The sequence below is a fragment of the Bacteroidota bacterium genome, from assembly GCA_036522515.1.
GTDB lineage: Bacteria > Bacteroidota > Ignavibacteria > UBA10030 > SZUA-254 > VBOC01.
In genome coordinates this window covers 145,321-158,372 of record DATDFQ010000056.1, presented here as the reverse complement: position 1 = coordinate 158,372, position 13,052 = coordinate 145,321, and the positions used below count along the sequence as shown (strand labels likewise).

The window sequence follows — 13,052 nt, the reverse complement described above, 5'->3', positions numbered from 1 at the left end:
TGACCGGCTTTCTCCCCAGCTCGTCATGCTGACATGCTTCAGGTCAGCATCTTTCAACGCTTTTAGAAAGATTCCGGACCGGAACACTTTGGGATTACGGGAAAAGATGAAAATGCGACATTACGCCGTTGCCCGGTGGAAGCTCCAGCTTCTACGACACACTCTTGCCCAGAAGCCGTTCTGCGAGCAACCGGCTCTTCGAGTCCTTCCGGAAGAAAAGGTTCTTGCCGAATGAGAGCAAAAGTCCTCCAACGAAGGAAAGGGCGTGTGAATAAAATTTCCATTCTCCCGGTCTTCCCCAGTGTCGCCGGGATACCCGGTGCAACTCCCATACCGAATCGGGGATAACGCTTCCGGAGACCTTCCCTGTCTTGGAGGCCGGGTGGAGCCTGTAGTTCGCCAGCTTCGCCGGGATATAGGTGAACGGGTATCGCAGGCTGAGTCTGATGAAAAACTCGTGGTCCATCACATAGAAAAGGTCCTCGTCCAGCATGCCGATTTCATCGAACGCAGACCTGCGAAAAAAAAAGGCGGGCTGCGTGTACTCGTAGCTCCACCACCAATATCTGATGAGGTTTTCCGACGAAACGCCTCTCGACTTTCGAGCCCGCAGGATGTTCCCTATTCCGTCAACCTCATTGGCATCCCCGAAGCTCACCATATTCTCCGGGACCTCGAAGCTGCGCGCAACGAGGTGAAATATGTCCGGCAGGTAGGTGTCATCGGCGTTCAGCCAGCCGATAATTTCACCGGTCGCTTTCCTGAAACCTTTGTTGAGTGCTGCGGCCTGGCCCCGGTCGGGTTCCGAGCTCCACACAAGATGCGGATACCTCTTCAGGATCTCGATCGTGCCGTCCTGTGACCCCCCGTCGATGATGATATGTTCGGTGGAGGGATAGTTTTGAGCAAGAACACTCTTGATGTTTTGCTCGAGGTATGTCGCCTGATTCAGGGAGGGGGTGACAATCGAAAACTTAGGAAGCGGCATGATGCCGGGATTCTCTCGTCGCGGTATACCACTCGAAGGTCCGTCGCAGCCCTTCCTCCAGTGAAATCTTACTCGTCCAGCCGAGGCGGGAAAGCTTTCCGACGTCCAACAATTTGCGGGGAGTCCCGTCGGGCTTGGAACGATCGAAGCGGATTTCTCCCTTGAAGCCGACCGTCTCTTTTACGAGGGACGCGATGTCCAAAATCCGTTGATCCTGACCCGTGCCCACGTTGATCAGTTCTCCGAGTTCCTTGGCATCGAGATTGTTCATGATATGGAGGGACGCGTCCGCGAGATCGTCCACGTGGAGAAACTCTCTGTAGGGAGATCCTGTTCCCCAGATCACCACGGAATCTCCCCGTATCCCGAGCCGTTCGAGAGTGGAGAGCACCAGCGGCATATTCGAAGCGTCGGCAACGTGGTCGAGCCCGAATCCGATGGGATATTTTTTGATGTCGGCGAGGAGAGCGTCAGTGTCGTGTTCCTGGAGAAGCTTTGCAAGGTAGAACTTTCGAAGGAGCGCCGGCATGACGTGGCCCAATTCGAGATTGAAATTGTCGTTGGGGCCGAAGAGGTTTGTCGGCATGAGAGACACAAAATTCGTGCCGTACTGTACATCATAGTAGCGGCAGAGCTTGATCACCGCAATCTTTGCGATGGCATACGGTTCATTCGTTAGTTCAAGCTCGCCCGTCAGAAGACTCTCTTCTTTCATCGGCTGAGGGGCATTCCTCGGATAAATGCAGGATGATCCAAGATTGACCAATTTTTGGACCTTCGTCTTGAACGCAGAGTGGACGACGTTCATCCCGATCGCGAGGTTATCATAAATGAAGTCGGCTTTGTAGGTGCTGTTGGCGAGGATCCCTCCCACGTGGCCCGCACACAGGAACACATATTCCGGTTTCTCCGATTCAAAAAACTTTGAAACGGCATTCTGGTTCGTGAGATCCAGTTCGGCATGCGACCGGGTCAGGATATTTCTGTAGCCGTCGCGGGTCAATCTACGGTGCACCGCAGATCCCACCAGCCCCCGGTGCCCTGCGACGTATATTCTTGAGTCCCTCTCCATCCTTCGGGTCAAATTCGGTTACAGCTTTATGGTAAGATGATTTTCCTTGTTGACCAGCTCTATGTCGGCATCCACCATCAGACGTACCAGCTCGGGGAAAGTCGTCTTCGGCTCCCATCCGAGTTTGCGCTTCGCTTTGCTCGCATCACCCAACAGAAGATCGACCTCCGCGGGCCGGTAGTAACGCGGATCGATCTTTACATGCTTCTGCCAATCGAGTCCGGCACACCCGAACGCCTCTTCCAGAAACTCTTTCACCGTATGAGTCTCGCCCGTGGCGATGATATAGTCCTCCGGCTGATCCTGCTGCATCATCAACCACATCGCCTCGACGTATTCCTTGGCGTATCCCCAGTCGCGTTTTGCGTCCAGGTTTCCGAGATAGATGGCATCCTCCAACCCCGCCTTGATGCGCGCAAGGCCACGGGTGATCTTGCGGGTGACGAATGTTTCGCCCCGGCGCGGGGATTCGTGGTTGAACAGTATTCCGTTGCAAGCGAACATCCCGTAACTCTCGCGGTAATTGACCGTGCTCCAATAGGCGTAGACCTTCGAACACCCATACGGACTGCGAGGGTAAAACGGGGTCGTTTCCTTTTGGGGTACTTCCTGCGCCATCCCGAACATCTCGCTGCTCGATGCCTGATAGAATTTGGTCTTGATCCCTGTCTCCCGGATCGCCTCGAGGATTCTTACCGTCCCGAGACCGGAAACATCGCCCGTGTACTCAGGGATATCGAAACTGACGCGCACGTGGCTCTGTGCGGCGAGGTGGTAAACCTCATCCGGCTTGAGCCGGTAGAGGAGTTTGATCAAATTGGTGGAATCGCTGATGTCCCCGTAGTGAAGGAAGAAACTCACCCCGTTAATATGCGGGTCGGCATAGAGATGGTCGATTCTGCCCGTATTGAATGTGCTCGCACGGCGAATGATCCCGTGGACTTCGTACCCCTTCTGCAAGAGGAGTTCCGCCAGGTACGAACCGTCCTGGCCTGTAATTCCCGTAATGATTGCTTTTTTCATAACCCTTGCAGTTTTGTGAATTCAATATAGAAATATCTCGGATAATTTTGCCGGACACCGGGCTGGTTAGATTTGAATCTTAAGCCAGGCAACCTCTTATGAGGAGATATCGGGCATCTTTTTCGCGTCTTGTTTCAGCTTCTGAAGATGATTTTCCACCATCAATGACACCATTTCGGAGAAGCTGGTCCTGGGTTTCCAACCCAATACTTCGCGAGCCTTGGAGGCATCCGCTACCGTGGGCCCCGTCTCGATGGGTCTAAATAATCGTGAATCGACTTGGACGTAATTCTGCCAATCGAGTCCAACATAGCGAAAAGCTTCATCGCAAAACTGTCGCACTGTCCGAATTTCACCCGTCCCGATCACAAAATCATCGGGCTTATCGTGTTGAAGCATCATCCACATGGCTTCAACGTAATCGCCGGCAAAACCCCAATCCCGTTTCGCATCCAGATTTCCGAGAGAAATCTTTCCATTCTTTACTATCGGTTGCCCACCCTCATCTGAACTTGAAGAATTCATAATACCCAATTTGAGGCATGCCGCCGCATATGTCACTTTTTGGCTCAAGAAGTGAACCCCCCTTCTCGGGCTCTCGTGATTGAACAGGATGCCGCAAGAAATAAAGAGATTGTAGCTCTTAGAGTATATATTTGCGATATGATGGGCGTAGAGCTTCGCAGCAGCATAGGGATTTACAGGCGCAAAAGACGTTTTCTCATTCTGCGGTATCTGCTCAGGTTCCCCGAACATTTCGGAACTTGATGCCTGATAGACACGACAGTTCGTTTTTGCTTCTCGCAGGGCTTCAAAAAGCCGGTGTGCGCCGAGCCCCGTTATCTCGCCTGTCTCGATGGCGAGCCGCCATGATTCCCCGGGATAGGATTGAGAGGCAAGATTGTAAATTTCATCTGGATTATACTCTTTTAGAATCCCCATCAGAGAAAAAGTATCGAGAAGATCTCCATAAACAAAATCGATCTTACCGCGGAGATGTTCCAGGTTGTCTGGCCGATCAGTGGAAGTTTTTCGCCTAAGTCCGATTACTTTGTAATTTTTCTCAATCAAGAACTCTGCGAGATACGAGCCGTCTTGACCGGTTATACCCGTAATGAGTGCCTTTTTCATCCTCTTCCATGCTCGGAATGTGCGACAGACTCTTTACGGGGGTTCGGACCGAGCGAAAATCCTGCCTTGCGGGCATCTTCATAGAACATCTTCACCGTGTCGAGTGAAAATTCATTTAGGTCTTTCCCAATCTGATCGAGCTTCTTTATGATGTCATTTGTGGCAGTGATTATGTGGCAGCCAACAGCATCTGCCTGAAGGATATTTAGAAGCTCTCGGGGACTAGCCCATATTAATTCAACACTTGGATACATCTGTAGAAATTCAACGGTGGCTGCCATGATGGGAACCGGATCTCTTCCAGTATCTGCAATCCGTCCCGCAAAAACGGAGACACAGGCCTGTGCGCCGCCTTCCAACGCACGACACACATCGCGCACTTGACTCAGGGTCATCATCGCAGTTACATTTATCTTTACGCCCGCGTGCGACAATCTGTGGATCAAATTCACTGAGGATTCCCTGCGCGTGTTCGTCACCGGTATCTTGACGTAGACATTGGATCCCCATTCTGCAATTTTCAGAGCTTGGTATTCCATTTCGTCAAATTCATCAGAGAAAACCTCAAAAGAAATCGGGCGATCGGTGATTTCTTTCAAGATTTCGGATGCAAAGGACTGATAGTCAGACACACCCGCTTTGCGCATGAGGGTCGGATTTGTTGTGAACCCCTTGATGAAGGGTTTCTTGGACATTTCCAACATACCCTCCAGGTCGGCCCCATCGGCAAATATTTTCACCTTAAAGGCAGATAGTATATTCATAAGATTTCTCCTTGTTAGTCAAATGTCTTGGTGATTCCGGTTTCTCTGGATGCACATGGAAATAGCTGAGATTTAGAACAGCAACGAGCCCACACAGTTTTAACCCGTATTCCTGACTTGCGCGTGGAACGATCATCTGCTTTGCGTAATGACAGCGAGTCGTCACTTTGGCCCCCGCCACCTCATCCTTGAGCCCTTTCCAATATCAGGGCTGCGGCCTCACGCAGTGATAATACGCGCTCAGTAAGAGCCAAATCGGGGCCAATTTCGTCATACCCACAGTCGATCCAGATAGATCTGCATCCAGCCCTTTGACCTGCTTCAACATCCTTCCATCGGTCACCTACCATATAACTGGATGCCAAATCGATCCCGTACTCATCTGATGCTTGGAGAATGAGCCCGGGGAGAGGCTTCCTGCAATCACAGTGATCCGCTTCATCGTGGTAGCAGACCTTGATATCAGCTAAGGGCAGCTTATCGAGGAGAGTTTTGTTGATCAATTCAACCGCTTCCCTTGTTTGGGTACCCCTCGCCACATCAGGCTGATTCGTGATACCAATCAAAACAAAGCCCGCTTTCCTTAGGCTAACAAGACAAGGTAAGACATCCTCTTGAATCTCGAGATCTTCCACTGAAGAAGGCGGATGTGGCTTTCCTTTTTTCACAATTGCAGAATTCAACACTCCATCGCGGTCAAGAAAAACTGCAGAAAGTAACGGGGGTTTCACTTAACAGACTCCCATTTGGTCTGCGTGGCTTTCAAATCCGGGTGAGAGACCAACAGATGCCAGATTACCGCTTGAAATGCTTCTGTGTGCGGAGTGACATGATCAGGGTTTACCGTCGGAATAATAACGCATGCATCAGCTACCTGCGCTGTATATCCTCCATCCCTTCCTACTACGCCAATTATTTGTGCCTGCATATCGCGGGCATACTTCAGTGCAGATACCAAATTCGGACTTACATTTTTTTGGACATTCCCCCCGCCAACGGAGAAGACCAGAATGAGATCATTCTTGCACAACCTACTGGTTCGTAACCACCCCTCGAACACGCTTATCCATCCATCATCATTAGTTCGCGCAGTCAGTTCTGAGACGTTGTCAGTGGGGGCATAAGCTTCAAGGCCTACAATTTTGCGAAAATCATTTACGGCATGGGATGCATTCCCCGCACCACCTCCAACTCCCAGTATGAACAAGCGCCCCCCACGCTGCCTCGTCTCAACCAAGACCCTGACCATTTTATCGACCGCGTTCTTATCAATCTGCTTAGCGACCCCGATCGCTTCGTCGAGATATTCCTGGATAAAGCTCATAGGCACGTTTCTCCTGGCGAGTGATGCTTGTCGATCAAATGGGAACTTAATTCCTCTAGCCCCCCATGCGTTCCAATCTCGTAGAATCTGTGATCAACCTCCACTGCTGCGAGCTGCTCTTTAGCGAGCAGGTCCTGGTAGAGGGTGGCCAAATCATATGCACAATTGTCCGGTACCATTTTCAGAGCTGCTTCATTCAGGATTCCGAGCCCGTAATCAATGTGATGCATTCGTTCCGTACGATTCACTTTGTCGTAGGAAATAATGTGATTTTCCGTGTATTCCACATTACTTCGATCCCATTTGCCATCATTACGAAAGACCGTCATCAATCCAAGTTTTTGATACCCTAAGAAAGTCCCTTGAATGGCCAGATAGTCGCACTCGAGATAGGAGTCCCCGTAAAGAATAAAAAAATTCTCTCCTAACAGCGAGCGCGCCTTCTTAATGGCTCCCCCCGTTCCAAGAAGGATTGGCCCATCGGACGAGTATCGAACATCCAAATCGAATTGGCTGCCATCTCCGACTGAATCGACAATCATTTCACCAAGATAACCGGTACAAACCACAACTCTTGTCAACCCTCGTAGCTTAAGCAAACGAAGTTGATGATAGATAAATGGCTCTCCGTTAACATGAATAAGCGCCTTGGGAATCGTGTCGGTCAATGGACGTAAACGCGTTGCTGCTCCCCCCGCCAGGATTGCAGCGGCGAATGGATCGGTTTTCATGAATGTATAATCACTTTTGTGCCCTCGAAATCAAACCGAAAGCGCACCTCTTCGAGACCTGCCTGGTGCATTGCTCGACGAAGTGAAAGTTTATCGTTAGCATAGAACATCAAGAACCCACCGCCTCCGGCGCCAATCAACTTTCCGCCTAATGCACCATTCATGCAGGCAATTTTGTACCATTCTTCTATTTTGGGGTTCGTCATTTTGCCCGATCGCTTCTTCTTGTGCTCCCAGTGGACATTCATGAGTTCAGCGAACTGTTTCAAATCCCCCTGTTCCAGCGCAGTTTGGCTCGCACAGCCAAGTTCCTTGATGAAATGGAGATTCTTAACCATTTCCGAGTCGCTGCCCTTTGTTCTCACGTCCTGTTCACGCAGAATATCTGATGCTGACCGAGAATAGCCCGTAAAAAACAATAATAAGTTATCCTCAAGATCATGGAGTGTGTCTTTCGCAAGCGCCAGAGGCCATGCTTCTACCTCGCCACTGGGAAGATATCTAAAACAGGTTATCCCCCCATAAGCCGCGATGTATTGATCTTGCTTTCCAATGGGCTCATGAAGGATGTCAATTTCAATATGGCACGCCTGCTCAGCTAGTTCCCTGGGATGAACCAGATTTTTCTTGTATGCGTGGAGCGCCCTAAGAACCGCCGTCGCAAAGCTCCCCGAAGATCCAAGCCCGGTGCCTGCGGGAATATCAGCCATGCTGGTAATCTCAAGTGCGTGGCCATCCATTTTCAGGAGTCGCAGCGACTCTCGCATGAGAGGGTGCTTAATATCATCGATCGATCCGACTTCTTCGATTTCCGAATACTTCAACAACAATTTCGGGATGAATCGGGCATTAAGCGTAATGTAAACGTATTTATCGATGGCGGAAGCGATCAAGAATCCACCGTGCTCGCGATAGTATGACGGAAGATCCGTGCCACCCCCTCCCAGGGTGATCCGAAGGGGACTTCTAGTAATGATCATGGGACTTGTATCGCCTTGTCTGCCTCTTGCACTCTAAGTATATCGATCGGGACTCAGGGATTGTGCTCACCACTTGAATCCCCTGTCTTCCGGCAAAATGCGCCGAAGCGTATAAATATCACTGCTGCCAAGTTCCACCTGATGCTCAATGATAGCCTTCCAATTATCCCACACTGCACTAAGCAGCCGCCCCGTAATCCCGCTCGCTTCATCGGATGCCAGGAAGAGTATCAAATTCGCCACCAAACCGGAAGATATTCCGCCTTGGTCTTTTATACTCCTTAATTTCTTGACATGTTCTGGCCCGGCCCGATCCCCGGCTGCAATGGCTTCTTCCGTCATTCTAGTGTTCACATTCCCGGGTGCGACGGCATTCACACAAATTCCGTATTCCTTTACCTCTTGCGCAATAGTCTCCGTCAATCGGACAATCGCAACCTTTGACGCAGCATACGCCGTAAATCTCGGAAGCGCGCTGGTGGCTCCACCGCCCGAGACGTTTAGTATCCGACCCCAACGTTGTCCTTTCATGACAGGAATGACGCGCTGCATAAGCCGAAGGGTGCCCATCAAGTTCACATCGATAACTCGCTTCCAGCTGTCAAAGTCGAGATCTTCAACGGGCCCAATTGGCCCTTGAATACCCGCATTGTTGACCAGGACATCAATTCTGCCAAATCTTTTTAGTGTGGCTGACACCACCTTGTCGACCTGATTCGGATCTCCGATGTCGCATTGCTGGATCATTGGGCGCAATTCACCCTCGCCAATTTCCCCGGCCACCTGCTCCAGCTCCGCTAGAGTACGGGCGATAAGGCTGAGGGATGCTTTCTGTTTCGCAAAGGCGATCGCAACAGATTTTCCAATTCCTCTCCCCGCTCCTGTTACGATCACCACCCTTCGAAATTCTTCCAAACTCGCCAATCCTTTGTTTGTTGCTTACCTTTTCGAGGCCAAGCCCTGTTTGTTCCACCCCAGTATCATCCACGCACCAGGCATTATTATGCCGTGCCGAAGGTTGATAGACGATAGAGCTGATCGATCAGCTTCATCGACTCCAAACCATCATGGTGATCCGACGGCATTGATCCCCCGGTCTCCACCGCCCTCACCACTAATTCCGTCTCTCTTAAGAAGCTTGTGTCCTTATCCCCGAAATCTTCCGTCCTTACAGCATCAGCCTGAGAACCCCTCTCGAGCCATGCCCACTTCTTACCATATACCAGTTTTTGAGGCCCATAATTCTTCATTCTTCCATCGATCGTCAGATAACCCTGATCTCCGACGATATGGACGGAGAAGCTATTCTGCCACTCGAGGATGCTTGTCTGAATATACATTTCAGCCCCATCCGCTCCCTGCAATACTGCCACAGCACAATCTTCAACATCAATCGGCCAATGGAGCCTGGCAAGATGACTCTGGACGGGTCTGAGTTGCCCAAGAAAGAATCGGCCGAGATCCAAAAGATGAATCCCTGGGTCCAAAAGTGCACCACCACCGCATTGAGCCCTGCTAAGCTTCCATTCCTTTTCATATCCCGGGCGGCCACCATGTCCAAGTATCATCCGGAGAAACAGGGGTTTCCCGATGAACCCTTCTGAGATTATTTCTTTCGCGCGAACCACAGCCGGATAGTGACGATAATTAAAACCCACTGCCACCTTCGCGCTAGAATTCTCTGCCAACGTAGCGATCTGTCCCGCCTCCTCTATTGTCAGTCCCATCGGCTTTTCTACCAGAATATTCACCTCATCTTTCAAGAGCTCCAAAACGATCCGAGCCGCGAGGTGATGGGGCACGGCAACGAAAGCCAAATCGATTTTTCGACGGTTGTTGATTCGATGAACATCCTCAACATACTCGCATTTCGAGGATTGTCTCTCGTTGATCTTTTGCGCCAAGCTGTTTCCGCGTGTAGGATCCGGATCGCACACGTAGGCGATTTGGTTATCACCCAGTGAAATGAAGTCTGTCGCGCGCTGGGTCCCGATAAGCCCTGCACCGATCACTGCACCCCAGATCAATTCAGCCAGCCTCCTTTTCGGCACGGATAACCACCACCCACGCCAATTGATCGAATCCTGGCAAACTTAAAATCGAGCCGTCGATCCGCTGCAAAACCTTAAAGAGGCGTGGAAAAGCGATCCCCTTTTCGACCGCTTTCATCCAATACCATTCGGGTTTTTTCTTTTGACGAAAGCTCGAGAGCCTCATCCGGACGTATTCGAAGAAAAATGGGATCAGGCTTGTTAAATAAAATGTTCTCACCTGAGATGCCTTGAAATGCTTACAAACAAAATCAATTTCTTTTTTTGAAAGAGGGGTTTCATCCTGCGACCTCGTGGACCTGGCAACCCAACGGTAGGCGTTCACGAAAATATTACTCCTTAGCGGATCGCGTGATACAAATTTTCCTCCAGGTTTTAGTATCCTCAAGATTTCCGGAAGAGCTTTTTCTAGTTCAACATGATGGAGCACCTCCCTTGCGACGACCAAGTCGAAAAACTCGTCCGGAAATTCCGATCTCTCGATAGGCCGTTGGTAAAAAAAACAGTGCCCCTTTAGTCCCAATTCTATTGCCTTCGCGTCGGCAAAGTCCACCAGTCCCTTTGAGACTTCTATGCCGTGAACCTCGGCACCCTTTGATGCGAAGAAGAGACTTTGTTCACCAGTGCCCACTCCTATATCGAGCACTCTCTTACCCGTTAGGGGCTGAATGTATTCAAACATCCATTGATTATCCGTTGCAACAGGCGAAAATGCTGTCGTGTGATCGAAGGGTATGGAAGATGATCCCTGAATATATGAATCGTAAAAACCTCCCTCCCTTTCCTGTCGAGAACTGAACTTTGATTCAACCATGAAAGATCTCCAAATTCTAAGTGCGGAAATTAAGAAACGTACCACATTGACGTGCCGTTCGGGACCATGTTGCTTATCGATACCCTAACCAGGAGGGAAAGTGAACTCATCTCACTTAGACCTTAGGTCTCGTACAAAGGCCTTTACACCAGCCTCTACAGCCTGATCTGAAGTATATCGCGGGGACCAACCTAGATCAGCAAGTTTTCTTGAGTTCATGCGGCTTTGAGGGATGTCGCCGCGCCATCCCCCCGCAGTATCACCGGTCTTAATACCTGTTTTCTTCAATCCAAGTTCCTTGAGCAGCGTCTTAGCAAGAAATTCAACAGTCGTCGCCCCCGTGGGGGCAATGTTATAGGTTTCGAAAGGCCCCTTTGCTTTATCCGCGATGAAAGTTAGGGCTCCTACCAAATCCTTGACATTGATGTAGGGCTTTGCCTGTTTGCCATTGCCCAAGACCTCAAGGACGGATGGATCCGCCCGAAGCTTGTTTGCAAAGTCGTACAGCGCCCCGTGTGTTGCTCTCGCCCCGATGACGTTTCCAAAACGACAGATGACGCCTTGGATTCCAAAGGATTCGGTGTAAGCCGAGACGAACCCCTCCGCTGCCAGCTTGCCGGCGCCGTAGAGAGAAATCGGACGGCAGGGCCCATATTTTTCATCAACCTCAAGCGTTCCCACATCTCCATAAACTGTACCAGAGGATGCCAATACAATCCGAGGAATCTTAAGTTTCCGCATCCCCTCAAGCACTTGAAAAGTCGTTATGACATCTAACTCTAGGTCAATGGATGGGTCCTCCAATCCCCACCGAGCATCCGGATTGGCGGCAAGGTGATATACAACCTCGGCACCCCCCAACGCGACCTTGAGCAAATACGGATCCAAAATATCGGCTCTGATAAACTCTATCGTGCCACTCTGGATGTGTGGGGCGATAAAGTCTTTCTTCCCAACCGAGAGATTGTCAATAACAGATACCTTCATCCCCCGATTCACGCATTCATCCACAAGGTGACTGCCGATAAAACCAGCGCCACCAGTAATACATACTCTCGTAGATTTTTTGCCCATTGGTACCTTCTCTAAACGTTTCTAGCGTTGTCTACCCAAAAAACCCGAAGAAGGAAACGGGGGAAATCAAAAACATGTGAGGATCTCGCGAAATCCGAGCCGCGGTCAAAATTAGGAATCGCTATTCACACGCTCTTGATCAGCAAGGCCCACTGCGGTATCAACAATGAACTTTGGTCGCCCTTTGACCTCTTCATATATTCTTCCAATGTACTCACCCAATATCCCAACGCTGATAAGCTGAATCCCACCCATAAACAGTACTAGCACAACGACGGTTGGATTCCCTAACGGAAACGGGAACCCGCTTAACTTCATGATAAGGTACACAACCCCAAGGGCGAAGGAGAAACCAGCAATCAAAAAGCCAATAGTCGTGCTGAGTGCAAGAAGATAACTTGAATAGCCCACGAGACCGTTCATACCTATGCGCAATGAACCGACAAATCTATTATACTTGCCTTCACCCGCAAAGCGTGCTGGGCGATCGAACACGACTACCGTCTGCCTAAATCCTACAACCGCTACCATCCCCCTAAGAAAACCATGAGATTCCTTCATGCTGTTGATTCGATCTACCACCCGGCGGCTCATCAGCCTGAATTCTCCCGTGTTTGGCGGTATATACACATCTGAAATTCGATTAATCAGCTTGTAACCCACGGTGGCGATTAGTTTTTTTACCACTGTCTCCCCCTCACGCTTGCTTCGCTGCGCATACACCACATCGGATCCTTCCCTCCATTTCGCAACCATCCGGATTATCAATTCGGGGGGATCTTGAAGGTCAACATCCATCACCACGACAGCCGCTCCCGACGAATACTGGAGACCCGCAAGGATAGCCATGGGTTGCCCAAAGCGACGAGAGAGCTTAATAAGCTTGATCCTGTCATCGGTAATTCGATGTTCGAGGGTCACCTCTTCGGTCCGATCGATCGATGGATCCATGACTACGATTACTTCATAATTCTCGGTAATCGAGGATAGGATAGGAATCGTCCGATAAAAAAATTCCGGAAGATTCTCTTCCTCATTATAAACCGGTACGACCACTGAAAGGACAATATCTCTTGGGATCATGAGACCAATCGACTGAA

14 protein-coding genes are annotated in these 13,052 nt (G+C 50.1%); all 14 read right to left on the bottom strand.

All coding sequences use genetic code 11. The features are described from left to right. Positions 1-151: 151 nt before the first annotated feature. The 14 genes from VI215_11230 to VI215_11165 all read right to left on the bottom strand — a co-directional run bounded on the left by VI215_11230 (position 152) and on the right by VI215_11165 (position 13,035). A complete protein-coding gene (locus VI215_11230; GenBank protein HEY6192882.1) occupies positions 152-988 on the bottom strand; it encodes a glycosyltransferase family 2 protein in 837 nt (278 codons plus the stop codon). Then, positions 975-2,060 carry a GDP-L-fucose synthase gene (locus tag VI215_11225; GenBank protein ID HEY6192881.1) on the bottom strand — a complete coding sequence of 362 codons (1,086 nt, stop codon included), beginning with the start codon at positions 2,058-2,060 and terminating at the stop codon, positions 975-977. Before VI215_11225 ends, VI215_11230 begins: the two co-directional genes overlap by 14 nt. Before the next feature lie 18 nt (positions 2,061-2,078). Next, complete coding sequence (gene gmd / locus VI215_11220; protein HEY6192880.1) at positions 2,079-3,083, bottom strand: GDP-mannose 4,6-dehydratase; 1,005 nt, start codon at positions 3,081-3,083, stop codon at positions 2,079-2,081. Positions 3,084-3,179: 96 nt separating this feature from the next. Next, entirely contained in the window at positions 3,180-4,214 is a 1,035-nt protein-coding gene (locus VI215_11215) for a GDP-mannose 4,6-dehydratase (protein ID HEY6192879.1), read from the bottom strand. Further along, on the bottom strand, positions 4,211-4,978 hold the full coding sequence (locus tag VI215_11210) for a transaldolase (GenBank protein HEY6192878.1): 768 nt from the start codon (positions 4,976-4,978) through the stop codon (positions 4,211-4,213). The genes VI215_11215 and VI215_11210 overlap by 4 nt, the downstream gene beginning before the upstream one ends. Before the next feature lie 182 nt (positions 4,979-5,160). After that, positions 5,161-5,709 (bottom strand): HAD-IIIA family hydrolase, encoded by a 549-nt coding sequence (locus VI215_11205; GenBank protein ID HEY6192877.1) that lies wholly within the window; start codon positions 5,707-5,709, stop codon positions 5,161-5,163. Beyond that, positions 5,706-6,302: an SIS domain-containing protein gene (locus tag VI215_11200; GenBank protein ID HEY6192876.1), complete on the bottom strand. Its 597-nt coding sequence runs from the start codon at positions 6,300-6,302 to the stop codon at positions 5,706-5,708. Before VI215_11200 ends, VI215_11205 begins: the two co-directional genes overlap by 4 nt. Continuing rightward, positions 6,299-7,033, bottom strand: coding sequence for a sugar phosphate nucleotidyltransferase (locus VI215_11195; GenBank protein ID HEY6192875.1), 735 nt, complete (start codon positions 7,031-7,033; stop codon positions 6,299-6,301). Before VI215_11195 ends, VI215_11200 begins: the two co-directional genes overlap by 4 nt. Next, positions 7,030-8,013 carry a galactokinase gene (locus VI215_11190; GenBank protein ID HEY6192874.1) on the bottom strand — a complete coding sequence of 328 codons (984 nt, stop codon included), beginning with the start codon at positions 8,011-8,013 and terminating at the stop codon, positions 7,030-7,032. Before VI215_11190 ends, VI215_11195 begins: the two co-directional genes overlap by 4 nt. 66 nt (positions 8,014-8,079) lie before the next feature. Then, the gene (locus tag VI215_11185; GenBank protein HEY6192873.1) at positions 8,080-8,928 is read right to left on the bottom strand and encodes an SDR family NAD(P)-dependent oxidoreductase; all 849 of its coding nucleotides are present in this window, start codon (positions 8,926-8,928) and stop codon (positions 8,080-8,082) included. An 86-nt stretch (positions 8,929-9,014) separates the two neighbouring features. Next, entirely contained in the window at positions 9,015-10,040 is a 1,026-nt protein-coding gene (locus VI215_11180; GenBank protein ID HEY6192872.1) for a Gfo/Idh/MocA family oxidoreductase, read from the bottom strand. A gap of 1 nt (position 10,041) precedes the next feature. Continuing rightward, entirely contained in the window at positions 10,042-10,878 is an 837-nt protein-coding gene (locus tag VI215_11175) for a class I SAM-dependent methyltransferase (GenBank protein ID HEY6192871.1), read from the bottom strand. A gap of 111 nt (positions 10,879-10,989) precedes the next feature. After that, the gene (locus VI215_11170) at positions 10,990-11,952 is read right to left on the bottom strand and encodes an NAD-dependent epimerase/dehydratase family protein (protein HEY6192870.1); all 963 of its coding nucleotides are present in this window, start codon (positions 11,950-11,952) and stop codon (positions 10,990-10,992) included. Between the two features lie 111 nt (positions 11,953-12,063). Further along, a complete protein-coding gene (locus VI215_11165) occupies positions 12,064-13,035 on the bottom strand; it encodes a glycosyltransferase family 2 protein (GenBank protein HEY6192869.1) in 972 nt (323 codons plus the stop codon). Positions 13,036-13,052 lie beyond the last annotated feature (17 nt).

Excerpts from the sequence above, each read along its gene's own strand:
- VI215_11230 (HEY6192882.1), bottom strand. The coding sequence starts at position 988 with ATGCCGCTTCCTAAGTTTTCGATTGTCACCCCCTCCCTGAATCAGGCG.
- VI215_11225 (HEY6192881.1), bottom strand. The coding sequence starts at position 2,060 with ATGGAGAGGGACTCAAGAATATACGTCGCAGGGCACCGGGGGCTGGTG.
- gmd (HEY6192880.1), bottom strand. The coding sequence starts at position 3,083 with ATGAAAAAAGCAATCATTACGGGAATTACAGGCCAGGACGGTTCGTAC.
- VI215_11215 (HEY6192879.1), bottom strand. The coding sequence starts at position 4,214 with ATGAAAAAGGCACTCATTACGGGTATAACCGGTCAAGACGGCTCGTAT.
- VI215_11210 (HEY6192878.1), bottom strand. The coding sequence starts at position 4,978 with ATGAATATACTATCTGCCTTTAAGGTGAAAATATTTGCCGATGGGGCC.
- VI215_11200 (HEY6192876.1), bottom strand. The coding sequence starts at position 6,302 with ATGAGCTTTATCCAGGAATATCTCGACGAAGCGATCGGGGTCGCTAAG.
- VI215_11195 (HEY6192875.1), bottom strand. The coding sequence starts at position 7,033 with ATGAAAACCGATCCATTCGCCGCTGCAATCCTGGCGGGGGGAGCAGCA.
- VI215_11190 (HEY6192874.1), bottom strand. The coding sequence starts at position 8,013 with ATGATCATTACTAGAAGTCCCCTTCGGATCACCCTGGGAGGGGGTGGC.
- VI215_11175 (HEY6192871.1), bottom strand. The coding sequence starts at position 10,878 with ATGGTTGAATCAAAGTTCAGTTCTCGACAGGAAAGGGAGGGAGGTTTT.
- VI215_11170 (HEY6192870.1), bottom strand. The coding sequence starts at position 11,952 with ATGGGCAAAAAATCTACGAGAGTATGTATTACTGGTGGCGCTGGTTTT.
- VI215_11165 (HEY6192869.1), bottom strand. The coding sequence starts at position 13,035 with ATGATCCCAAGAGATATTGTCCTTTCAGTGGTCGTACCGGTTTATAAT.